Below are 23,979 nucleotides of genomic sequence, written 5' to 3' on the forward strand. Positions count from 1 at the left end.
CACTGGTGTTGCGCTTCCTCGGCGCGAATGTTTTGCGTTGGTTGCGCAACCAACGCAAAACATTCGCGCCGAGGAGACCTTACTTGAGGTTGCGGCCGGCGCACCAGACGTGCTCGACGGCCCAGGAGGCCGGATCGAGCAGGTTGAAGTCGGCGGCGTAGCCGGCGGTGACCAGACCCAGCGGCGCCCCGGTGACCGGGTTCGGATGGTCGAAGCCGAACGCGCGGGCCGGGGTCAGCGTCGCGGCCTCGACCGCGTCCGCCGGTGTGAAGCCGAGCTCCAGCACGGCGCGCTGGATCGCGACCTCGAGCGTCAGCGTGGAGCCGGCGATCGCGCCGTTGGACACGAGCCGGGCGTGCCCGTCGACGACGTTCACGTCGAGCTCGCCGAGCTTGTACGCGCCGTCCGGGCAGCCGGTCGCGGCCATCGCGTCGGTGACGAACGCGATGCGATGCGGCGCGAGCCCGAATCCGAGCCGCACCATCGGATCCTGCACGTGGAAGCCGTCGTTGATGAGCTCGATCGTGACGCGCGGATCCTCCACGGCCGCCGGGATCGGGCCCGGCTCGCGGTGATGCAGACCGTTCATCGCGTTGAACATGTGCGTCATGATGCCCGCGCCCGCGTCGAAGCCGGCCTTGGCGGTCTCGTAGTCGGCGTCGCAGTGGCCCACGGCCGGCACCACGCCGGCGGCGGCGAACCGCTTGATGGCGCCGATGCCGTGTTCGTACTCGGGCGCGATCGTGATCTGGCGGATGCAGCCGAGCGCGCCGGAACCGCCGTGACGGCCCGAACCGATGCCCGCGCCGGACGCCTCGAGCATCTCGTCGACGAGATCCGACGTCGGATCCTTGAGGCAGTTCGGATCGTGCGCGCCCTTGCGCTTGAGCGCGAGGAACGGGCCCTCCAGATGGCAGCCGAGGATGTCGGGACGGCCGGAGGCCATCTTCTCGCGTACGGTGCGGATGTTGCGGCAGATCACGTCCATCGGGTTGGTGATCAGCGAGAGCACCTGACGGGTGGTGCCGTGGACCGCGTGACCGGCGCGCGCCACGTCGATGCCGTCCGGGCCGTCGTCGAAGCTCCTCTCCCACGCGCCGTGCGAGTGGATGTCCACGTAGCCGGGCGTGAGGATCCGTCCGTCCGCGTCGATCACCCCGCCGTGCGCGTCGATCGGGCCGCCGGACGGGATGGCGGCCGACGTCGTGGCCGGGTCGATGCCGACCGTGCGGCACGCATGCTCGAATGCCTCCTCGCCCGCGCCGTTCGCGGCGGTCGTGCCGGACGCGACGATCACGCCGCGCGCGTCGGAGACCACCCAGAAGTTGTCGCGCACGCCGCCCGCGTCGACCTTGCGGGCCCCGCGGATCGCGACCGGACGGGCCTCGCCCTCCAACGCCGCCGTCACCCGCGCGACGATCGCGTCTCTGTCCTCTGCCATGACATGCTCCTTTCGCACCATGCGGGCTCCCCTCCCCGAGGGGATCTGCCGGCGGACGCCGGCCGAGGGGAGCCCGATCGGTATCGGATTACAGATTAGGCCTCAGATGCCCTGCCACGCCGGCTTGTGGGCGAAGGCGTAGCGGTAGTAGTCCTTGTGGCGCAGACGCGACGCGGCCTCCTCGTCGATGATGATCGTGGCGTGCGGGTGCAGCTGCAGCGCGGAGGCCGGGCAGAACGCGCTCACGCCGCCCTCGACGGTCTCCTCGATGGCCTCGGCCTTGCCCGCGCCGAACGCGAGCAGCACGAGGTGGCGGGCCTTGAGCACCGTGCCGATGCCCTGCGTGATGCAGTGGGTCGGCACCTGGTTGATGTCGTCGTCGAAGAAGCGCGCGTTGTCGATGCGGGTCTGCTCGGCCAGGGTCTTCACGCGCGTGCCGGACGCCAGCGACGAGCCGGGCTCGTTGAAGCCGATGTGGCCGTCGGTGCCGATGCCGAGGATCTGCACGTCGATGCCACCCGCGGCCTCGATCGCCGCATCATAGGCGGGGCCGGCGGCGGCGATCTTGTCGCCGTCCTCAAGAGGCGCGCCGTCGAGCACGTCGCCGGGCACGTGGACCTTCTCCGGGTCGAGGCCGAGCGGTTCGACGACCGTGCGGTGGATGGTGGAGTGGTAGGACTCCGGGTGGGTCAGCGGCAGACCGAGGTACTCATCGAGCGCGAAGCCGCGCACCTGGCTCACGTCGATGTCCTCGTCCTTGACGATCTTGGCGAGCGCCTGGTAGGCGGCCAGCGGGCTGGAGCCGGTCGCCAGGCCCAGCACCGCGTCCGGCTTGGCCTTGATGAGGTCCGCCACGCAGCGGCCGTAGATCTCGCCGGCCTCCTCCTCGTTCTTGACGATGATGACTTCGGCCATGATGGTTTCCTTTCGGGTTGGTGGGTTGTGGGTGTTGTCGTGTGGTGTGTTTTTCCCCTACATCGGGGATCCGTTGAAGCCGATGGCCCCAAGGAAGTCGAGGGTGAGCCGTCGGTCCTTGAACACGGCGGTGTTGCCGAGGATGCGGTGGCACACGGAGCCGAGCTCGTCGCGCACGGCCGCATGGATGATCTCCGGATCGCGGTTGCCGTTGAGCTTCGCGACCAGTTCGGTCCACTGCAGCTCGAACTCGCGCTCCGACTCCGGCAGCGGGCCTCCCGCGGCCAGCGCCGCCTCGATGCGGCCCAGCTGGTCGATCAGGCGGCCGGGCAGGATGAACAGTCCCTGCGCCTCGATCAGACCGATCGGCTCCTGCTTGATCGGCCAGTACTCGGGGTGCGCGTGGAACACGCCCTCCGGGTAGCGCTCGCTGACCGCGTTGTTGCGGAAGATCAGGTGCATCTCGTAGCCGCGGTCGGTGACGATCACGCTGGGGGAGAGGGCCGACTGGCGCTCGCCGGTCGCGGGGGCGCGGCTCGTGATGCCGTGCGCCTCGTCGTCGTGGTTGATCCATGCGCGGCGGATCGCGTCGGACACCTCGACGATCGCGTCGCGCGAGCGCGAGACCACGCGCACGGCCGTGCCCGGCCAATCGAGGATCTCGACGGTCGCGTCCGGCAGACCGGCGGGCGTGCTCAGCACGGCCCACGCCGGGGCATGGAACATCGGCAGCGCCTCGCCGCCGCCCTGGTAGTGGTCGTGGGCGAGCACCGAGCCGCCGATGCGCGGCAGCGCGGCGTTGCAGCCGAGGAAGTAGCCGGGGAACCGGTCGACGAAGTCGAGCAGATGGCCGAACGTGTCGCGGTCCACGTGCATCGGCGTGTGCTCGCGGTTCACGCAGATGCCGTGCTCGCGGAAGTAGCCGTACGGGGAGAACTGCCAGAACCAGCGCTCGCCGCCGAGGGAGACCGGGATCGTCCTGAGCGTGCGCTTGTCGCGGCCCGCGAAGCCCTCGTTCTCGTGGCAGATCGTGCACTTCGGATAGCCGCCCGCCGTCGCGTTGCCGGCCGCGGCCCTGCGCATGTTCTTGAACTCGGGCTTGGCGAGGTTGATGGTGACGGTCAGACCGTGCGAGTCGAAGCGGGGGTTGGCGTCGAGCTTCGACTTCTTCACGTACGTGTTCGCGACGCAGTAGTCGTAGAACCAGCGCATCGCGGCCATGCCTCCGTCGCCGCGCTCGATCGCCGCGAACCGGTCCTCGATGCGGGAGGGACGCTGGGAGAGCAGTCCCATGACCTCGTCCTCGTCATCCAGTCCCTCCTCGCCGAGGGCGAGCAGACGGTTGCGGGTCCAGTCGGCGTCGCGCGGATCGAGGTCGAGATGCTCGACCGCGTAGTCGATGAGGGCGTCGATGCGCGCGAACGCGTCGTCGGCGGCTGCGGCCGTCGTGGCGCTCATCGCGCGCCTCCGGCCATCACCTCGTCGACGATCGCGCGGATCTCGTCGGCCTTCTTCTCCATCTCCCGCACCAGCTTGATCTGCGTGCGGGCGCGCACGAGGTTGTGCTCGGGATACTTGGTCGCGAAGTAGACGTCGCCGGCGAGATAGTCGGCGAGGAAGCGCATACCGCACTCCATCGTCATCATGTTGCCGGCGAACGCGAACAGCTCGGCCTCACGCGGCGAGACGCTGTCGCGCACCTCGCCGATGAACCCCTCGGCGTACGCGCGGAAGTACTCGGTGCTGAAGTGCACCTTGTCGAGGTCCTTCTCGTCCTCGAGCGCGGTGGAGGCGCCGAAGCGGATCGAGTCGCCGAAGTCGAAGAGCATCGATCCGGGCATGATCGTGTCGAGGTCGATGATCGCGCGCGCCCTGCCGGTCTCGGCGTCCATCAGGATGTTGTTGAGCTTGGTGTCGTTGTGCGTGACCCTCAGCGGGATCGAGCCGTCGGCCAGGCCCTCCATGATCACCGCGTACTGGTCGGCGTGGTCGAGGAAGAAGTCGATCTCCGGCCGGCAGGTCGCGGCGCGGCCCATCACGTCGTCCTCGAGCGCGGCCTTGAAGTCGCCGAAGCGGTGCGGGGTGTCGTGGAAGTGCGCGATCGGCTCGGTCAGCTGCGAGGCGTCGAAGTCGGCGAGCTGGTTCTGGAACGCGCCGAACGCCGCGCCGGACTCGCGGAAGACGGCCGCGTTCGGCACGAGGCTGTAGCTGGTCGTGCCCTCGATGAACGCGTACGTGCGCCATTCGCCGCCGTCGTCCGGCAGCGAGGCGTACGATGCGCCGGTCTTGAGGGGGATGACGTCGAGCGTCTCCTGGCCCTTGGCTCGCAGGAACGCGGTGACCAGCTCGATGTTGCGCATCAGGTTCGGGGTGTCCGGGAAGACGTTCGTGTTCATGCGCTGCAGGATGTAGCGGCGCATGGTGGTCGTGATGAGGTACGTCGCGTTGATGTGCCCGTCGCCGTACGGTTCTATGCGTTCGACCTCGCCCTCGAGGTCGAACAACGCCGCGATCGCGCCGAGCTCGCTTGCGGTGGGTGCCATGGTGCCCTTCCTTCGTCGTTGAACGGGGGCGTCGGTTGCGGTCGCCGGTGGACGTCGTTGCACATCGTCGGCCGCTCCGTATGCCGTCTCCATCATCGTAATCCGACGACGCCATTAATGCAAACTATCTTTACATTAATGGCGTGGCGCGTCGGGCAAAGGGGTGGGCGGACGATGCTCAGCGGCGCTTGGTGAAGTAGTTGACGGCGTAGCTGGCGACGGTGACCACCACGGCGACGACGATGATGGAGACGAGGTGCTTCGGGTCGGTGGTGAACGCGGCGGGCATCATTGCGGCGAGATTGATCATGATGAACTTCCTTGATGTAAAAGTATGAACGTTACTGATCATTAACGATCATATCACATCGGGCGATGGATCGGGGCGGACGGCGGACCGTGAGCGGAGGATGGCGGACCGTGAGCCGTGAACGGGACGAAAAACCCCGGGCCGCGGAACCAGCAGGTGGATCCGCGGCCCGGGGCCGATGGAAAGAAAAAGAGGAGAGAGGGGTGCGGACCGGGACAAGGGAATCGAACCCGGCCCGCACCGGATGGATCACGGGATCACATCTCGCCCTTGGCGCGGCGCTCGTCGAGGACCGCGGCGTTCTTCTTGGAGATCTCGCCGGACAGCGGGTAGAAGAAGAGCAGGATGAGGGCGATCAGGCCGTTGCCGATGGCCGGGGCCAGCGTGGCGACGCCGTAGATGTTGTTCAGGGTCTCGGCGGACTGGCGCACGGCCTCGCCGGCGTCGGCGGTCACGTAGCCGGTGGCGGTCAGGACGATGCCCGGGAGCAGGCCGGAGAGGGCCTGGCCGATCTTGCGGGCGAACATGTAGCCGGTGTACACGGTGCCGTCCTCGCGGGTGTGGGTCTTGACCTGGATGTCGTCGATGATGTCGGTGATGAAGGACCAGACCATCAGGCCGAACACGCCGTTGCCGAAGATGGCGACGATGGAGAAGGCCACGAAGACGTACGGGTTGGTGATGTGCAGGAAGAACATCAGGACGTAGACGACGGTGGTGAAGACCAGCAGGATGCCGCACACGAGCTTCTTGCCGTACTTGTCGCAGATGGCCGGCACGAACGGGGCGACGATCAGGACCGGCACGTTCTGGACGGCCAGGATGGCCAGGGCGGCGGTGTTCTCGAAGTAGTCCTTGTACAGGTAGGCGTTCACGGCGCCGGCGAACATCTGGGCGAAGATGAGCAGCAGGGCGGCGAGCATCAGGGCGACCATGGCGCGGTTGGAGAACATGTACTTGACGGACTTCCACAGCGGGACGTGCTCGTTGGTGCCCTTCTCGACGCGGATACGCTCGACGGTGCCGCGCAGGGTGATCTCGTAGCAGATCCACAGCAGGATGGCGAAGACGATGGCGACCCAGATCAGGACCGGTCCGTTGAGGACCTTCTTGTCGGCGCCGGTGGAGTCCTTGACGGTGGTGTACATCACGAGCGGCAGGATGAAGGTCACGATGATGCCACCGGCGGTCGAACCGAAGCCACGGCCCGCGGCCATCTCGTCACGGTGCTTGACGACCGGGGTGGAGACGGAGGCGAAGGAGCCGTACGGGGCGGAGGTCGCGGAGTAGCAGGCCACGCCGAGGATGTAGATCACGGTGATGTACGTGATGCGCATCGGCAGCGCCCAGCTGGAGACGAACGGCAGGAAGGTCAGGACGATGACGGCCATCAGCGGGTAGCGCAGGGTGCGCACGAACCAGTGGTAGCGGCCGTCCTTGCGCAGCGGCGCGTTGTCGGCCCACACGCCCGTGCCGAAATCGGTGAAGGCGGAGATGAGCTTGCCGACGAAGATGATGATGCCGGCGATGGCGGGGCTGATGCCCAGTGCGTCGGTCATGTAGATCATCGCGTAGTTGGTGACCAGCTGGAAGTAGAAGCCGTTGCCGATGTCGCCCATGGCGTAGGCCATAGGCTCGGTCTTCTTGAATGGCGGGTTTTCCACGATCTTGGCGTTCGTGGCATCAGCGGTTGCAGCCGACATGATGTTCCTTTCTTGTTCCCTATTCACAACGTCCGCACGCCGTTCGCGGGGTGCTTGGAGCGGTGGTGCGATTGTCCGACGGCTTCGGTGCGGTCTCGAACTTCCTTGGTTCGTCGGGCGTTACATGAGTCAATATAGCACGAATAATCACGACATGATCGAAAATGACAAAAAAAGATTGAAAAAGTTTTGAACTGCGTGTCGCGTGTATACTGAACACGTACGAACAAATCAGGAGCCGCGTGGCGATGCGGGGCCGAATGGACGGAACCCTAGTCGCCAGTAGCACGAAGGAGTGGTCAGGATGACCGAGTTTCTCAATCCGTTTGCACACGAGCGCTGGACTCGCACGACCGGCGACCTCGCCGATCGGCGCGCCGAGATCGCGACGCCGGTGATCGAAAATGATCACGGCGACGCCGTTCCGGTCGTCATCGACCCGAGCCGCCGCTATCAGATGTGGGAGGGCGTCGGCGCCGCGATCACCGACTCCTCCGCCTCCCTGTTCATGAACTCGATGAGCCCCGAGCAGCGCCACGCCATCCTCGAGGAGATGTTCAGTCCCGAGCAGGGCGGCTTCTCCTCCGTGCGCATCTCCATCGGTTCGTGCGACTTCTCCAGCCAGAAGTACTACTCCTACGACGACCTGCCCGAGGGCGTCGCCGCCGACGCCTCCCTGCAGTACTTCTCCATCGGCGAGGGCGAGCCCGGCGCGCCGGACGCCACCCGCGACCTGAAGAACGTGATCCCGGTCCTGCAGGAGATCGTGAAGATCAACCCGGCCGTCAAGATCATGGCCTCCCCGTGGTCCGCCCCGGCCTGGATGAAGACCTCCGGCGTCCTTTCCGGCGCCGGCCGTCTGCGCCTCGGCGAGTACGTCGGCAACGGCTACCGCTACCAGGACACCATCGACTACGTGTACGCGCAGTACTTCGTCAAGTTCATCGCCGCCTACGCCAGGTACGGCATCCACATCACCTCCGTGACCATGCAGAACGAGCCGAGCAACGGCTGCCCGTGGCCGATCACCGTGTGGACCCCCGAGGAGCTCGCCAAGTGGGGCTCCGAGTACCTGCGCCCGGCCCTCGACCGCACGTTCCCGGACGTCGAGATCTACTTCGGCGACGACTCCCTGCGCTTCTACCAGCGTCCGGTGAGCGAGTACATGACCCCGGCGCAGGCCAACGCCTTCGCCGGCGTCGCCTTCCACACCTACTCCGGCCTGCCCGAGTGGGTCCACAACGGCGCCCGCCAGTTCCCGAACTGGAAGGTCGCGATGACCGAGCGCCGCTGCATGCTCGACGACACCGTCGACGAGGCCAGCCACGTGATGTTCGGCGAGATCGGCACCTGGCTCGTGCGCAACGGCATGGGCCTGATCAACCTGTGGAACATGGCGCTCGACGAGCAGGGCTTCCCGAGCTACGCCGGCACCTCCGGCCGCCGCGGCGTCATCACCATCGACTCCTCCACCGGCAAGGTCAAGCGCAACCTCGAGTACTTCATGCTGCGCAACTTCGGTCAGGACGTGAAGGTCGGCTCCCACCGCGTCGCCTCCTCCAACTACACGCGCGACGGCCGCCACGGCGGCCTCGGCTCCGTCGCCTTCGTCGCCGACAACGGCGATCTGGCCGGCATCCTCTACAACCCGACGGCCAAGGACATCGAGGCCGCCGTCGAGATCAACGGCGAGGGCGCCCGCTGGCAGAAGGTCACCGTCCCGGCCTACGGCACCGTGAGCTTCCACAAGTCCAACGCCGGCGCGTTCAACGCGACCGACGCCCCGGTCGACGACGAGTTCAAGATCACCTACACGCCCCACCCGGCCGACGACCACGACGAGACGCTGTTCTGACGGTCGTCTCGGGCGGGCGGCCGGGGCGCGGGTCCCGGTCGCCCGCCACATGTCATGCGTTGCATAATGGAATCGGGGAAAAGCGGTTCCATTCCCGACAATGCAGTCAACAATCGTCACGGCAAAGCTGCTGGAAGGAGAGAGCGATTTGCCATGGTCGGAGTAAGAAGAGGAGAACTGCGTCATCGGCTGCGGCGCGTCGTCGCGGCCGTGGCCGCCTGCGCGGCCGGCCTGTCGCTGACGGCGTGCGGGTCCGGCGGGGCCGATGCGGACGGGCGTAATCCCGATGGGAGCGTCACCATCAGCATGGCCGGCTGGACCCTGTCCACGCGCCCGGAGTTCCAGGCGCTGGCCAGCGCGTATGAGAAGAGCCATCCGAAGGTCCACATCGACGTCAAGGAATACAGCGCCGACGACTACGACAAGCAGCTGATCGCCGACCTGTCCGCCGGCAAGGCGCCGGACGTCTTCCCGATGAAGAACCTCAAGATGTACTACACGTACGCCTCGCCCGGCGCGCTGGCCGATCTGACGGCCGTGGCCGCCGAGTACAAGGACGACGCGAACCTCGCCGTCGCCAAGGACTACGTCATCGACGGGCGGACCTACGCGCTGCCGTACCGCGTAGACGCGACCGTCCTGTACTACAACAGGACGATGCTCGAGAAGGCCGGCGTCGACGTACCCGACGGCACCTGGACATGGGACGACTACCTCGCCGTATGCCGCGAGCTCAAGCGCAAGCTGCCGGCGGCCGGCTACAAGGACGCCTATCCGACGTACCACCACACGTCCTTCCAGGCGATCCCGCAGGCCATCGCCCTCGCGCAGCAGTCCAAGGGCAGCGGCGTCGAGGGGCAGAACGACCTGTTCTTCTCCGGCGACTACTCGTACCTCAAGCCCATGTACGCGCTGTTCCTCAAGATGCAGCACGAGGAGCTGACCCTCTCGTACAACACCGTGTCCGCCTCGAAGACCACGTACCAATCGCAGTTCGGCACCGAGAAGGCCGCGCTGCTGCCGATGGGCACATGGTTCATGGGCCCGCTCGCCGACCAGCAGAAGAGCGGCGAGGCGAACAAATTCGACTGGGGCGTCGCCGCGCTGCCGCAGCTGACGTCCGCGACGATCGACCACCCGGTCACCTACGGCGACCCGACCGGCTTCGCCGTCTCCGCGAACTCTCCGTCCGCGAAGAAGAAGGCCGCCGAGGACTTCGTCGCATGGGCCGCGGGCGAGGAGGGCGCCAAGGTCACCGCGAGGACCGGCTCCGTGCCCGCCTACACCTCCGACGCCGCGCTCGACGCGTTCTTCGCCAAGAAGGGTCTGCCGACCGACAGGCAGTCGCGCGAGGTGATCCGCAAGTCGGTCATCAAGCAGGAGAACCCGGTCGGCGAGGCTACGCAGGTCATCCAGGACGAGCTCAACATGGCCCAGTCCTCGATCCTGTCCGAGACGAAGTCCGTCGACGCCGCGCTCGCCAAGGCCGAGAACGCCATCGGCAACACCGGTCTGCTGCCGAAGGACCAGGGGAAGTGAGGATGGACCATGAGTGACAATCGAACCCCCGAAGCCGTGCGGGCCACGGCCGACGTCGCCGCCGCGCGCGACAACTCGAGCCACGTCAACAAGCTGCGCAACCGCAACATCCGCAACGGGCTCATCTTCATCGCGCCGAACTTCATCGGCTTCTTCGTGCTGATCCTCATCCCGGTGGTCACGCTGTTCTACACGTCGTTCACCAAGTGGAGCGCCCTGGGCGACCCGCAGTTCAATGGCATCTGGAACTGGCGTCGACTCTTCACCGACGAGAACTTCTGGGACGCACTGGTCAACACGCTCTACTACGCGGTCGTGCACATCCCGCTCACGCTGGCGCTGGCGTTCGGCCTGGCGGTGCTGCTCAACTCGAAGCTCAAGGGCCGCGCGTTCTTCCGCACGGTCGCGTTCTTCCCGTACATCACCGCGATCGTCGCCGTGGCGCAGGTGTGGAGCATGATGTTCGACCCCAAGGCCGGCATCATCAACCAGTTCCTCGCGCTGTTCGTCGGCGCGGACCACGTGCCCGGCTGGCTCTCCAGCACCACGTGGGCGATGCCCGCCGTCATCATCGTCGGCACCTGGCGCGAGGTCGGCTACTTCATGATCCTGCTGCTCGCGGGCCTGCAGACCATTCCCGCCGAACTGTACGAGGCGGCGAAGATGGACGGCGCGAACGCGTGGCAGCGCTTCTGGCACGTCACCGTGCCGTGCATGCGCCCCACCCTGTTCTTCGTGACCGTGACGCTGACCATCACGTCGCTCAAGATCCTCGACCTGACGCTCGTCATGACCAACGGCGGCCCCGGTACCTCCACGCTCGTGCTCGCCCAGTACGTGTACCGCGTCGCGTTCGAGCGCGCCGACTTCGGCTACGCGTCCACCGTGTCGCTGGCGCTGTTCTTCATCTGCCTGCTGGTCACGCTCGTGCAGTTCTGGTACAACAACGCGAAGGAGAAGTGAGATGAGCGCCGTTTCGACTTCCTCTGTGTCCTCTGCGGTGTCCTCCGACATCCCGTTCAACGACCATCGCCCGTCCTTCGGGCGCATCGTCGCGATGATCCTCGGCTACGCGGTGATGATCGTCATCAGCGTGTTCGTCGTCCTGCCGTTCGTGTGGATGGTGCTCGCCTCGCTGAAGAACAACAACGAGATCTACATGGTCCCGGTGCGCTGGCTGCCCGAGACCTGGTACTTCGAGCACTACGTGCAGATCTGGCAGAAGGCCGACATGCTCGGCTGGCTCGGCAACACCGTGTTCTTCGCGGTCGTCGTCACGTTCCTGCAGGTGTTCACCGGCTCGTTCGCCGCCTACGGCTTCTCGAAGATCAACTTCCCCGGCCGCAACACCCTGTTCCTCATCTACGTGGCCACGATGGCCGTGCCGTGGCAGGCGTACATGATCCCGCAGTTCAAGATGCTCTCGATCGTGGGGCTCAACGACACCCGATGGTCGATCATCCTGCTGCAGGCGTTCGGCGCGTTCGGCGTGTTCATGATGAAGCAGTTCTACGACACGATCCCCGACTCGCTCTCCGAGGCCGCGCGGCTCGACGGCCTGAGCGAGTTCGGCATCTACCGGCGCATCATCCTGCCGCTGTCCGGTTCGTCGATCGCCGCGCTCGCGATCATCACGTTCACGAACACGTGGAACGACTACATGGGGCCGCTGCTCTACCTGCGCTCGCCCGACCTGTACACCATCCAGCTGGGCCTGAAGACCTTCATCTCCCAGTACGACGCCGACTACTCGATGATCATGACCGGCTCGGTGCTCTCGGTGCTGCCGATCCTAGTCGTCTTCCTCATCGGCCAGCGCCAGTTCATCGAAGGCATCGCGACAAGCGGGATGAAGGGCTGAGCCGTGACGAACAGCCCGGTGGGCTGTTCGTAGGCTCAGCCTGAGCGAGGCGGCAGCCGAGCGAAGGCAGCATTGAGTCTCGCCGGAGGCGAGTCCGTAATTGCGGGGCTGAGCCGTTAAGCGGACGGTCCTGCGTACTGTCCATGGGCGAACCTAGACGGGGTTCCGGGCTCGCCCATAGATCCGGCCTGTCACCGGCTGCAGGGCGGTCCGCAATTGCATGGTCCGGAGTCGTGACGACTGTCTCATCTGGACCGTCCGTAGGCTCGGCCCGGGCAGGGCGAAACCGAGCAAGGGTATCCCGCTTACGAGGGGTATTTTTGAGCTCATGCGGACATCCATCCGCGTTGCAGGGGGTACATGGTCACGGTAACCCACTGCCGAAACGGCCTGCTGTCGTGGCCGTTATGCGGCTGTGCCGGCGGTTCTCGCCGCAGGGGTACCCCTTGTAACGCGGATGGATGTCCGCGAAGCGGAAGATGTACCCCTTGTAATGCATATACACATCCGGCGCGGGAGGAATCCTCCGAAAAGCGCAATGGAAAAGCGCAATGGAAAGGATCGGCAATCATGACGGAGCGCATCAGGCGTCCCCATTTCTCCGCGAACGCGTTCCTTGCCGTGGCGAACGTGGTGTATCTGCTGCTCGCGATGTCCCTGCTGACCCTGCTCGGCTGCCTACCGCTCGTGCTCGCGTTCGCCCTCGCGCCGGGCCTCGGCTTCTATCCGGTGTACCTGCTCGCCGCGGCCCTGTGCGCCCCCGGCGTGGCCGCGTCCTTCGCGATGTTCCGCGACCACCCGGTGTTCCTCACCTCCGCCCGCCGCGACGCGATGGAGTCGCTGGCTGTGGCGTATGAGCCGGGCGGAGACTCGTCGTCCGTCGCGCCCGTCTCCTCCCCGGTCTCGGACTCGACTTCCGCCCGTCACGACGCAATCGAGGCGTTGGCCTCCGCCGCTGGTACCCCCGCGATCGCCGTTCCGAAGGCGATCGCGGTTTCCGCTGCCGATTCCGCCGTGGTTGCCGCTTCTGGCGGCACGCGCGCGGATGGTCGGAATCCCGTATGCCCGTGGCTGCCCGATTGGATCGCCGCTCCCTATGTTCCCTCCGACGTCTCCGTGGCGGTGTTCCGCCCGTGGGCCGCCGCATACCGCCGCGTCGCGCCGCATGCACTCGCGGTGGGTCTCACGTTCTCGCTCATCGAGTTCCTCGCGCTCTACGACGCCCAGCTGCTCATGCAGGTGGCGTGGGGGCAGCTGCTCGTGCCCGCGCTGCTCGCGTTCGCCGTGATCTCCGTCGAGGCCGAGCTCGTCGCGCTGAACCTCGTCGTCGAGTTTCCGAAGGCGAAGTGGCGCTCGCTGCTGCGCAACGGCTATCTGTGCGGCGTACGTCGCTTCGTCATGCTCGTCGTCAACGCCGTATGCCTGGGCGTGTATGTGTGGGGACTGGCCCATAGTCCGATCCTCGTCGGCGTGCTCGCCACCGGCGTGCTCGCATTCGTGCTGTGGGCCGGTGTGCGCTGGCAGTCCCAGCCGCTCGCCCTCGCGATGGCCCGCGAGTCCCACAACCGCAACCTCATCGCCCTCTACGACTGACCTCATCCTTCGCCGGTGGCCGCGCCCGTCGCCGTCGTCCGAAACTGGCCGCCTCTCGCCGGCCGTCCGGAAACGTCCGATTCTATAGAATCGGACGTTTCCGGCCTCCCGGTGGGCTCGCATTGCGTCCGTTCCTATAGGATGTGCCGTTTCGGGCTCCCGAACAGGCCGTCTTTCGTCCGATCCTATAGGAACGGACGTTTCAAGGGTCCGGAGGGGGTGCTTTTCGTCCGTTCCGATAGGATCGGACGTTTGGGGTGGAGTGCGAGGGGTCGCTCGCGTCCGATTCTGCGGAATCGGATGTTTCTTCTTCCCGACGGAGCCGTATTTGCGTCCGTTTCTATAGGATGTGCCGTTTCGGCTTCCCGGATGGGTTGTTTCGCGTCCGATCCTATAGGAACGGATGTTTCAAGGGTTCGGAGGAGGTGCCTTTCGTCCGATCCTATCGGATCGGACGTTTCGAGGGACTTCTTGAACGGCCGATACTGCAGGATTGGCCGTTGGAAGGTCCCGGGGATGTCATGCGCGTCCGATGCGGCAGGATCGGGCGGGCTTCGCGTTCATCCATCGCGCTGGAATTGGCTGCGACGCACGGGAAGGCTCCATGTTCCGCGTTGGGGGTGGTGCGACGGGTACATGGAGTGCCGCGTGGAATCCGACGTGGGCGTCGTGTTCCTCATGAGGACGTGACGCCGGAGTGAAGTCGTCCCGCGCCTTGGGCGGGCTTCGCGTCTCGCGTGGGGAGTGCGCATGACGCTCCGGTCGCGTGACCATTCATCATCATTTATGATTGTTTCTGAACAAAGCTGTCTTTTGATCGGAAAAGAGATCATTATGGTTGACAACACGACCATCGAACCGACGGGCATCGGCAACGACTCCTGGCCGGACGTCGTCCGCATCACCGTCGACGCCGCCGATGTGCAGGCCGCGGCGAGGAACCGCAACGGACTGACCTACAAGGGCTTCGGCCTGCTCTCCGGCAACGCCACCTCGAGCCTGCTCATGGACTACAAGGCCGAAAGTCCCGACGCCTACTGGAAGCTCGTCGAAACCCTGTTCGCCGGCGAGCGCCCGCTCATGAACACCGTCAAGATCGAGATGGGCAACGACCGCAACAACTCCACCGGCCCGAACGTCGCCACGATGCGCGACGCGGACGAATACCCGCAGGTCCGCCGCGAACCCGGCTTCCAGCTCGCCGCCGACGCCCGCCGTTACCAGCCGGGCGTGCACGTGAGCATCCTGCGCTGGATGGCCCCGACCTGGGTCCACTCCAACGACGACGTCTACAAGTGGTACAAGAACACGATCCTCGCCGCCTACCGCGAGTACGGGTTCATGGTCGATTCGGTCAACCCGGACGTCAACGAGCGCACCGCCGACCTCGAATGGGTCGCCGACTTCGCGCAGCGCGTCCACACCGACACCGAGGGCTTCATCGGCAGCGGCCCCGACGATCCGAACGCCGGCTTCGCGAGCGAGCGCGAGCGCGACCTGTTCCATGCGATCAAGGTCATCACCTCCGACGAGGAGGTCACCGGCACCTTCGGCGGCGACATCATCGCCAACCCGAAGTACATGGAGGCGATGGACGTGGCCTCCTACCACTACTCCGTCGAGGACGATCCGGACGGCAGCTTCAAGCGCCTCGCCGACGAGTTCGACCAGGAGGTCTGGAACTCCGAGGCGCAGGCCACGTTCTCGAACTCCGCCGACCGCCCGAACAACACGATGGACGACGGCCTCGGCGAGCGCACCGGCACCGGCATCGGCGGCTCCGGCAGCGCCCTCGAGATGGCGAACACCCTCATCAAGGGCTTCGTCGAGTCCCGCCGCACGCACGCGATCTACCAGCCGGCCATCGGTTCGTGCTACGAGAACATGGAGTACGCGTCCAAGGAGCTCATCTCCGCACGCGACCCATGGAGCGGCTGGATCTACTATGACGCCGGATGCGCGGTCCTCGAGCATTTCACCAGGTTCGCCAAGCTCGGCTTCCCGCGTCCGGGAGACGGTGGCGCCGAGGTCGACGGCATCTGGCGCGCCATCCCGTCCGCGTCCGGCAGCGGGGTCGGCGGCAACAACCCGGTCGCCGGCGCCCGTCACGGCGAACCGTCCTACCTGACCCTCGCCTCGCCGGACGGCGCCGACTTCAGCACCGTCCTCGTCAACGACTCCGCCCGTCCGAAGACCTACGTCATCACCACCGACCATGCGTTGAAGGCGTTCGGCAAGCCCCTGCAGGTGTGGGTCACCAAGGCCGCCGGCGCCGGCGAACCGTACGACGCGAACTACCGCCGCCCGCTCACCGTCGTCCCGCCGACCTATCCGGACGACGTCGCCGACGCGCCCGTCCCCGCCGACGGCGGTCCGGCCGACGCCGACTCCACCGTGTCCTACGCCGTCACCATCGAACCGTGGAGCATCGTCACCGCGACCACGCTCGACACCTTCGAGCCGGCCGCCGACGACGACGCCGTCGACCGTTCCGGCGAGACCGTCGAGGGCCGCTACACGCCCCGCCCCGGCTACGAATACGACCTGCCGCGCACCGCCGAGAACGCCCGCCCGGTGCTCGACGTCGATCCCGAGCACGGCGTCCTCTACGCCGACGACTTCCGCTACGAGGACGAAAAGCCGGTCGACGTCTACAAGTTCGACGGGCTCGTCTCCGAGGACTATCTCGAGTCCCGCGGCGGCGAGGCCGGCGCGACCGCACGCTACACCACCGACACCAACGGCGCGTTCGAGATCGTCCCCGACCCCGAGCGCGGCCACGTGCTGCGCCAGCAGATCGACTGGAACCACGCCGGCAACGCGTGGATCGAGGGCGAGCCGCGCACCGCGATCGGCGACATGCGCTGGACGAACTACCAGGTCTCCGTCGACGTCATGTTCGAGGACTATCCGGGCCGTGCGCCCTATGTGGTCGTCGGCGCGCGCGAGATGGGCGGGAACAAGTTCACCACCGACATCTGCGGCGTCGACTTCAAGATCCGCGCCGACGGCATCTGGCTGCTGCGCAACTTCGGCAACGAGGTGCGCCGCGGTCATCTCGAGGATCTGAGGAAGCGCGCCTTCGAGGCCGGCACGACGCCGTTCGCGCCGGGCGCCGGCTCATGGAACACCATCACGCTGCGCGTCGCCGGCGACACCGCCACCGTGTTCGTCAACGGCGCGCAGGTCGCCACATGGTCCGACCCCGCGCTGCAGTCCGCCGGCCGCGTGAACCTCGGCACCAGCTTCGACCACGTGCGCTTCTCCGACCTGAAGGTCGAGCGCGTCGACGGCTTCGCGCCCTACTACGACCAGCTCATCGACGACATGCACATGCGCTCGTGGGACGACGGCTCCGAGGTGCTGCGCTACGCCGGTCCGTGGACGCACGACAACGGCCAGGGCATGTTCACCTACCTGCGCACGATCTCCCGTGCGGCCTCGGCCGGCGCGTCCGTCGCGCTGACGTTCGACGGCACCGGCGTCGACCTGTTCGGACCGTCCGACGGCTCCGCCCGCCTCGACGTCCTCGTCGACGGCGTCGAGGTCCGTTCCGCGGCCCCGGTCCACGCGACGAACGGCTCCCTGCGCTGCCAATTCCGCCTGGATGGTCTCGAGTACGGCCGTCACACGGTCGTCTTCCGCACGGCCTCCGTCGGTCCCGCCGGCTTCGCCCTCGACGCGATCGGTCTGCTCGGCCGCATCTGACGGTCGCGCCTGCCCGAATGCCGCGGTTCGTGCGGCCGTCGATCGATCGGCCACGGAGCCCGTATGCGCCTGCGATTGCTGGGGCGCATGCTCCGTGGCCGACCTCGAATCGTCACGGCGAACGTACGTGACATGCGGCGATGACGGAAGGCAATGCAGGGGACGACGCCGGACGCTCGTCGGTGTGCGTCCCCTGTGCGTCCAAGGGGTATCGTGTGTTCCTTCACGACTGGATTGACGCCATCGGACATCCCCTGTGCCATCCGAGGGTTATCGTCCGTGAGGGCCGTCGGCCGGTGGATTCCACGGCGGGACGGCCGGTCCCTGACCGTTCGGCGCCGGTCCGGTCGGTGCCTGACCGCCGTACGGGTTGCCGTACGCGTCGACCGGCGTGCCGTAGCGCCCCGGCTCATGGTCGTACCGCGCGCCCTCCGGATTGCTCGGCGCGACCATGAACACGATGTCGACGATGAAACCGGCGACCGCCATCAGCGCGCCGGTCAGGAACACCAGTCCGCTGACGCCGAGGGCGACGGCGCTTTGGCGGCCCGATCCGAGCGAGGCGATGAAGCCGAACATTCCCCCGGCCAGGCCCCCGGCCACCAGGAGGCCACCCACGAAGGTCAGCGCGATCGGCAGGGCGACCCATCCGCCCGACCGGCCCGAATCGTGCAGTCGGCGTACCGATATCGAGAGGTTCGGCACCAGCGTGCCGAGCTGCCACAATGTGGCCAGGAAGGTGAGATGGATGCCGAACTGGTCGTAGGTCACATCCACAACTCCCTGCAGCACCGATCCGATGATGCCCGAGATCAGGATCCACCACCAGTATTCGCTGCGCGAGGCGCGTCCGGAGAACGTCGCGTACTTTTTGAAGCATCGCAGGAACGCCTCCTGCGGCGGGCACCCGTAGTACGGCCGGTCCAGCGGGGGAGCGCCGTTCGTCGTGGCCGCGTACGGCGGGTTCGCATACGGGGCGCCGTCGGACGGCGGGACTTCGTACGGCGGCGCGCCCGCATTCCCGTACCCGTCGTACCGTGCGCCTCCTCCGGCCGGATCGCCGCCGTACGCGGCGTACCCCTGATTCGGCGCGGTTCCCGTCCCCGGATGCGGTGATCCATAGCCGTTCGCGCCGTACGTCGGCGACGGCCCCGCTGTCCCCGTCGGTGCCGTGTACGGGTTCGATGGCTGCGGCTGACCGTACGGAGGCCGGGCGGACGGCTGCCCGTACGGTTGTTGCGCCGGTTGCGGCGCTGATTGCGGCGACTGTGATTGGGGCGGTTGTTGTGGTTGTTGCGGCGACGGCTGCGGCGTCGGCTGCGGCGATGCGTCGTTCGGATTGCTCATCGATGTCTCCCCCCGTGAATGGTGTGCCGGTCATGCCGCCGGTCGACCTCGACGGGTTCGACACAACCCCTTGCAATGCCCATTATCCCATGATTTTCCGGGGATTGGCGGTTCATCGTGGGGCCTGTCACGTCATTGGGGGAGCCCTTCGGGAAAGTGTCGTCGAGACGACATCAGCGGTACTTATTCTCGAGATGCAGGCCGTTCTCGAGAATAAGTACCGCTGGGCCGAATCAGACGGTACATATTCTCGAGCATCGGGGAAATCGCGAGAATAAGTACCGCTGGGCCAAGCCGAGCGGCACCTTTTCGCGAGCATCGGGGGAATCCCGAGAATATGTGCCGCTGATGAATCCGGATCGGGGACGGGCGGCGATACGGGACGATGGAACGGCGCCCGCATCACCGGAATCGAGGCCGATACGTCGCCGTCTCGGTCAAACGGCGTCGAACCGGGCGCCCTCCGGTTTGCTCGGGGCGAGCATCAGCACGACGTTGACGACGACGCCGGCGAGGATCGCGACGATGCCGATGAGGAACGCGACCCCGCCGACCCCGGCCGTGACATGGCCGCCGGTGCCGCCGAACATGCTGATCGCGCCGAAGATCGCCCCGGCCGCGCCGGCCAGCACGGCGATGCCGCCGACGGCCCACAACGCGTACGGGGTCACGATCAGCCAGCCGGGTCGGTTGGAGTCGTGCAGCCTCCGTATCGCGATCGTGAAGCCCGGCAGCAGCGTGCCCAGCGCCCAGATCGTGGCGAGGAAGCCGAGCGCGCCGTTGGTCGCGCCGGACAGGAACCGCAGCACGAGCGCGGCGACGAACGAGATCAGGATCCACCACCAGTACTCGCTGCGTGAGGCGCGGCCGGAGACGGTCACGTACTTCCTGAAGAACCGTATCGCCGCCTCCTTCGGTGGGCACCCGTAGTACGGCTGGTCCAGCGGTGGTGCATCGGGCGATGGCGAGAAGGCCGCGGCGAAGGCGGAGGAGGCCGATGACGTGGAATCGGAACGTGGACGGCGCGTCCTCGAATCCGAGTCGGAGTTCGATTCCGTGAAACGTGAATCGTCGGTTCCCGCCGTCCCGGCGCCGTGCGGGGCGCCGTCGGCATCGGTCGCTGAGGCATACGGTCCGTTCGTCGGGGAGGTTCCGGCGTATGCGCCTGCGTTTGGGGCGGCGCCGGGGGATCCGGCGTACGCGGTCGGGTTCGTCGCATACTGATTTGATGATCCATACTGGTCCGTCACGTACGGGCCCGTCCCATACGGATCGCGGGGTCGGCCCGCCGTGTTTCGGGCGTCGTCGCGGCTTGCGCCGGCCGGCGGATACGACGGGGGCGTGTACGCGGCGTACGACGCATAGCTGTCGGGCGGGGCGGCGTTCGGCGTCGACTGCACGGCATCGTGTCTTTGGCCGTCGTATTGCGGATGGTGCGGTGCGGGTTGCGGTATCTGATCATTCGGATTGGTCATGAGGGTCCTTCGTTATGAACTTGGTCGTGAATCGTGACGGCCGTGATGTGCCGGGCCATCGGGGCGTGAGGCGGATGGTTCTGTCGGTCCGGACGTCGGTCCGGGCGGTGCGGTCGCCGTCCGGAGATGATCGGGGCGACCGGGGTGGCTGGTGCGTCGGCCGCGTCCGCCACCACGCTGTGGCCGACGCGACCTTGCGAGCGCCATTGTTCCAGTCGTGGGCGGGGTCGTGCAATCACCCTTCGGGTTCCGGTGGCGCCGGTGGATAACCCGGTGGACGGTTCGTTCGGGGAAACCGGCCCACGTCCCGCTTGCGCGGCAGAATGGAGCCTATGACCGAAGCTGAAAACGCAAAGAACCATAAGCCCGAACTTCCGAAGGACGTTCGTGTCCGTTTCTGCCCGTCCCCGACCGGCACCCCGCACGTCGGCATGATCCGCACCGCCCTGTTCAACTGGGCCGAGGCCCGCGCCACCGGCGGCAAGCTCGTGTTCCGCATCGAGGACACCGACGCCGCGCGCGACAGCGAGGAGAGCTACAACCAGATCCTCGAATCCCTGCGCTGGCTGGGCATCGACTGGGACGAGGGCATCGAGGTCGGCGGCCCGGACGGCCCGTACCGTCAGTCCGAGCGCACCGATATCTACAAGGACGTCGCCGCCAAGCTGCTCGAGGCCGGCTACGCCTACGAGTCCTTCTCCACGCCGGAGGAGATCAAGGAGCGTAACCTCGCCGCCGGTCGTCCGGCCGAGTTCGGCTACGACGGCTACGACCGCGACCTGACCGAGGAGCAGAAGGCCGCCTTCCGCGCCGAGGGCCGCAAGCCCGCCCTGCGCATCCGCATGCCCGACGAGGACATCGCCTTCGACGACCTCATCCGCGGCACCATCGAGTTCAAGGCCGGCTCCGTGCCGGACTACGTCATCGTCCGCCCGAACGGCGATCCGCTGTACACGCTGACCAACCCGGTCGACGACGCGATGATGAACATCAACGTCGTGCTGCGCGGCGAGGACCTGCTGAGCTCCACCCCGCGCCAGATCGTGCTCTACCGCTACCTGATGGAGCTGGGCATCGCCAAGACCATGCCGCTGTTCGGCCACATGCCGTACGTGATGGGCCAGGGCAACAAGAAGCTCTCCAAGCGCGACCCGGAGTCCAACCTGTTCAACCACCGCGACGCCGGCTTCATCCGCGAGGGTCTGCTCAACTACCTCGCCCTGCTCGGCTGGTCCATCGCCCCGGACCGCGATGTGTTCTCGATGGACGAGATGATCGCCAAGTTCGATGTGCGCGACGTCAAGGCCAACCCGGCCCGCTTCGACCTCGACAAGGCCATCTCCATCAACGCCGAGCATGTGCGCATGCTCGAGCCGCAGGACTTCCTCAACCGCTCCGTGCCGTACCTGCACCGCGACGGCGTGGTCTCCGCCGATTCGTGGGACGCGCTCACCGATCGCGAGAAGTCGATCCTGACCGCCGCCGCCCCGCTGGTCCAGACCCGCGTGCGTCTGCTTGGTGAGGTCTCCGGCATGGTCGGCTCCCTGCTGTCCACCGAGGGCTACCTCGATCCGGCCGACGACGCCAGGAAGCAGCTCAAGGACTCCGCGGCCGCGGTGCTCGATCTCGCGATCGTCGCGCTCGAAGGCGTCTCCGAGGCCGACTGGAAGACCGACACCCTGCACGAGACGCTCAACAAGGCCCTCGTGGAGGACGGTGGCTATAAGCCGCGCCTCGCCTTCGGCCCGGTGCGCGTCGCCATGTCCGGCCGCCGCGTCTCCCCGCCGCTCTTCGAGTCGATGGAGATCGTCGGTCGCGACCTCACGCTCGCCCGTCTCAAGGGCCTGCGCGAGCACCTGTGATCCGACTGGTCGGCCGCGGGCGGAAACCCCGGCCGGCGTGGCCCCTATGATATGAGGCGTTGGATGTCCCGGGACTCGGGGTGTCCGCCGCCTTTCGTCGTTGTTGATGGGTTCCTGGCCGTCTGTGACCGTGCGGGCGTCTGCAGGCGTACGTTCGCCCGGGTTTTCCCTGTTCGCGTCCGGGTGAACGTACGCCTGCCGTCGCTCAGTGTACGTTCGTCCGGATGAAGTCGGAAAAGACCCGGCGGGACGTACGCTCCGCCGAGGTCGGCGTACGTTGTACCGGATGGATTCGGAAAAGCCCCGGCGGAACGTACGGTGAGTCGATTGGTTTTGCCGGTGACTGGGGTGTCCGGAGGTCTTCCGGTCTTCCGGTCATCCGGTCATCCGGTCATCCGGTCATCCGGTCATCCGGTCATCCGGTCATCCGGTCATCCGGTCATCCGGTCATCCGGTCATCCGGTCATCCGGTCATCCGGTCATCCGGTCATCCGGTCATCCGAGGCGATGTTCGGCTACCACGGAAACCTTGTGATTCCAACGCGACACGCCGTGAGTTGCGCATATCCTGACTTTCCCGTAGATTATCTACCTGTTGCGCGGTTCGCCGAGCAGCCGGTTGAAAAACTGAAGATGCCCCCATCGTCTAGCGGTCTAGGACTACGCCCTCTCACGGCGCCAACACCGGTTCAAATCCGGTTGGGGGTACTTGGACACTTACAGGTTTCGGCTTGTATCTGCCTGCCAAATTGGGATGTGGTGTAATTGGCAACACAGCTGATTCTGGTTCAGCCATTCTTGGTTCGAGTCCAGGCATCCCAGCGAAGGAACCCTCGCCAGTGCGAGGGTTTTTCTGTATCCGAGTTCCTTTTGCATACGTTGCCGCGCCAGAAAAGAGTGTCTTATCCGGGCGTGCCACTGGCGTGTCGGTGAGCTAGTGTGAGCGTCCGGCCTTTCCTGATGCCGAACCCGCCCGCGTAGGCGTCGATGCCGGCGGCAGTTGCGCGCCGGCCAGGGTTCCGGGCGTCGGCGCGATTGACGTCCGGGTTGTTGATCGCGTCCCGGTGCGCAAGACGGGAGAACGACTCGCGCCGGATTTAAGACCCACTTTTTGACCCTTAACCCGACCTTGGGACCGTTCTTTCCTGCCCGTCGTTTGTGCTCTAACCCGGTCGCCAGACGTCTTGTGCCGGCCTCGGGGTCGTTCTCTCCTGTCCGTCGATGTAGTCCCTCGACCCGTTCGGGGCGGAACGCGTATCGGTGCCGGATGAGTGTCCCAGACGTCCGAGCCTATAGGAATGGATGTTTGAACTGTTCGGTCCTCCTTCGAGGCGTCCGATTCTATAGGATCGGATGCGACGTGTCCCCGTGCGGCGCCCAAAACGTCCGATACTGCAGGATCGGGCGTCTGGGGTGTCGGATCGCTGCCGGGGACGTCCGATTCTATAGGATCGGACGCGGCTCGTCTCTGTACGGCATCCAAAACGTCCGAACCTATAGGATCGGGCGTCTGGGGCGCCGGATCGCTGCCTGAAACGTCCGATACTGCAGTATTGGACGTGGGGAGGTCCCCGTCCGTCGCTCGGAACGTCCGAACCTATAGGATCGGATGCATCGGAGGATGCGCGGGTGTTTCGTGGCGGCGTAGAGGGTGTTGTTGCGTATGGGGTGGCGGCTTCGTGGGGGATGAGGCTGCGTGGAACGGTCGCGTAGAGGAGGCTGCGTGGGGGGGCGTGGGGCGGGTGCGGTGTGGGGGGCTGCATGGAACGGTCGCGGTAGGGAGGCTCGGGGGGGGGGCGTGGGGGGGGTGCGGTACGTTATCGGAGA

General features: G+C 66.3%; 15 protein-coding genes and 2 tRNA genes. 9 read left to right on the top strand and 8 right to left on the bottom strand.

The features are described from left to right. Positions 1–79 precede the first annotated feature (79 nt). The 6 genes from nagA to JS528_RS10535 all read right to left on the bottom strand — a co-directional run bounded on the left by nagA (position 80) and on the right by JS528_RS10535 (position 6,912). Complete coding sequence (gene nagA / locus JS528_RS10515) at positions 80–1,462, bottom strand: N-acetylglucosamine-6-phosphate deacetylase (RefSeq protein ID WP_420838215.1); 1,383 nt, start codon at positions 1,460–1,462, stop codon at positions 80–82. Positions 1,463–1,543: 81 nt separating this feature from the next. Continuing rightward, a complete protein-coding gene (gene nagB / locus JS528_RS10520) occupies positions 1,544–2,356 on the bottom strand; it encodes a glucosamine-6-phosphate deaminase (protein ID WP_214358998.1) in 813 nt (270 codons plus the stop codon). Between the two features lie 57 nt (positions 2,357–2,413). Then, on the bottom strand, positions 2,414–3,814 hold the full coding sequence (locus JS528_RS10525; RefSeq protein ID WP_214358999.1) for a galactose-1-phosphate uridylyltransferase: 1,401 nt from the start codon (positions 3,812–3,814) through the stop codon (positions 2,414–2,416). Beyond that, positions 3,811–4,899, bottom strand: coding sequence for a phosphotransferase enzyme family protein (locus JS528_RS10530; RefSeq protein WP_214359000.1), 1,089 nt, complete (start codon positions 4,897–4,899; stop codon positions 3,811–3,813). Before JS528_RS10530 ends, JS528_RS10525 begins: the two co-directional genes overlap by 4 nt. 178 nt (positions 4,900–5,077) lie before the next feature. Continuing rightward, the gene (locus tag JS528_RS11755; protein WP_276312630.1) at positions 5,078–5,209 is read right to left on the bottom strand and encodes a hypothetical protein; all 132 of its coding nucleotides are present in this window, start codon (positions 5,207–5,209) and stop codon (positions 5,078–5,080) included. A 257-nt stretch (positions 5,210–5,466) separates the two neighbouring features. After that, on the bottom strand, positions 5,467–6,912 hold the full coding sequence (locus JS528_RS10535; RefSeq protein ID WP_214359001.1) for an MFS transporter: 1,446 nt from the start codon (positions 6,910–6,912) through the stop codon (positions 5,467–5,469). A 304-nt stretch (positions 6,913–7,216) separates the two neighbouring features. Here JS528_RS10535 and JS528_RS10540 point away from each other — a divergent pair, with 304 nt between their 5' ends. The 6 genes from JS528_RS10540 to JS528_RS10565 all read left to right on the top strand — a co-directional run bounded on the left by JS528_RS10540 (position 7,217) and on the right by JS528_RS10565 (position 17,468). Beyond that, positions 7,217–8,767, top strand: coding sequence for a glycoside hydrolase family 30 protein (locus JS528_RS10540; protein WP_214359002.1), 1,551 nt, complete (start codon positions 7,217–7,219; stop codon positions 8,765–8,767). A 153-nt stretch (positions 8,768–8,920) separates the two neighbouring features. After that, entirely contained in the window at positions 8,921–10,306 is a 1,386-nt protein-coding gene (locus JS528_RS10545) for an ABC transporter substrate-binding protein (RefSeq protein WP_214359003.1), read from the top strand. Between the two features lie 9 nt (positions 10,307–10,315). Continuing rightward, positions 10,316–11,269 carry a carbohydrate ABC transporter permease gene (locus JS528_RS10550; protein ID WP_214359004.1) on the top strand — a complete coding sequence of 318 codons (954 nt, stop codon included), beginning with the start codon at positions 10,316–10,318 and terminating at the stop codon, positions 11,267–11,269. 1 nt (position 11,270) lies between these two features. Then, positions 11,271–12,167, top strand: coding sequence for a carbohydrate ABC transporter permease (locus tag JS528_RS10555; RefSeq protein ID WP_214359005.1), 897 nt, complete (start codon positions 11,271–11,273; stop codon positions 12,165–12,167). Positions 12,168–12,737: 570 nt separating this feature from the next. Then, positions 12,738–13,760 (top strand): hypothetical protein, encoded by a 1,023-nt coding sequence (locus tag JS528_RS10560; protein WP_214359006.1) that lies wholly within the window; start codon positions 12,738–12,740, stop codon positions 13,758–13,760. Between the two features lie 834 nt (positions 13,761–14,594). Continuing rightward, the gene (locus JS528_RS10565) at positions 14,595–17,468 is read left to right on the top strand and encodes a hypothetical protein (RefSeq protein WP_214359007.1); all 2,874 of its coding nucleotides are present in this window, start codon (positions 14,595–14,597) and stop codon (positions 17,466–17,468) included. Between the two features lie 270 nt (positions 17,469–17,738). Here JS528_RS10565 and JS528_RS10570 read toward each other — a convergent pair whose 3' ends face one another. Both JS528_RS10570 and JS528_RS11810 read right to left on the bottom strand, forming a co-directional pair. Continuing rightward, complete coding sequence (locus JS528_RS10570; protein WP_214359008.1) at positions 17,739–18,815, bottom strand: DUF805 domain-containing protein; 1,077 nt, start codon at positions 18,813–18,815, stop codon at positions 17,739–17,741. A 437-nt stretch (positions 18,816–19,252) separates the two neighbouring features. Then, a complete protein-coding gene (locus tag JS528_RS11810) occupies positions 19,253–19,696 on the bottom strand; it encodes a DUF805 domain-containing protein (protein WP_214359009.1) in 444 nt (147 codons plus the stop codon). A gap of 917 nt (positions 19,697–20,613) precedes the next feature. On the opposite strand from JS528_RS11810, the gene gltX reads away from it, so the two are divergent. The 3 genes from gltX (at position 20,614) to JS528_RS10590 (ending at position 22,974) form a co-directional block, all read left to right on the top strand. Further along, positions 20,614–22,152, top strand: a complete 1,539-nt coding sequence (gene gltX, locus JS528_RS10580; RefSeq protein ID WP_420838216.1) for a glutamate--tRNA ligase — start codon at positions 20,614–20,616, stop codon at positions 22,150–22,152. 635 nt (positions 22,153–22,787) lie between these two features. After that, a tRNA-Glu gene (locus JS528_RS10585) sits at positions 22,788–22,860 on the top strand. Positions 22,861–22,902: 42 nt separating this feature from the next. Further along, positions 22,903–22,974 (top strand) — tRNA-Gln (locus JS528_RS10590). Positions 22,975–23,979 lie beyond the last annotated feature (1,005 nt).

Source organism: Bifidobacterium santillanense, assembly GCF_018555385.1.
In the GTDB taxonomy this organism is placed as follows: Bacteria; Actinomycetota; Actinomycetes; order Actinomycetales; family Bifidobacteriaceae; genus Bifidobacterium; species Bifidobacterium santillanense.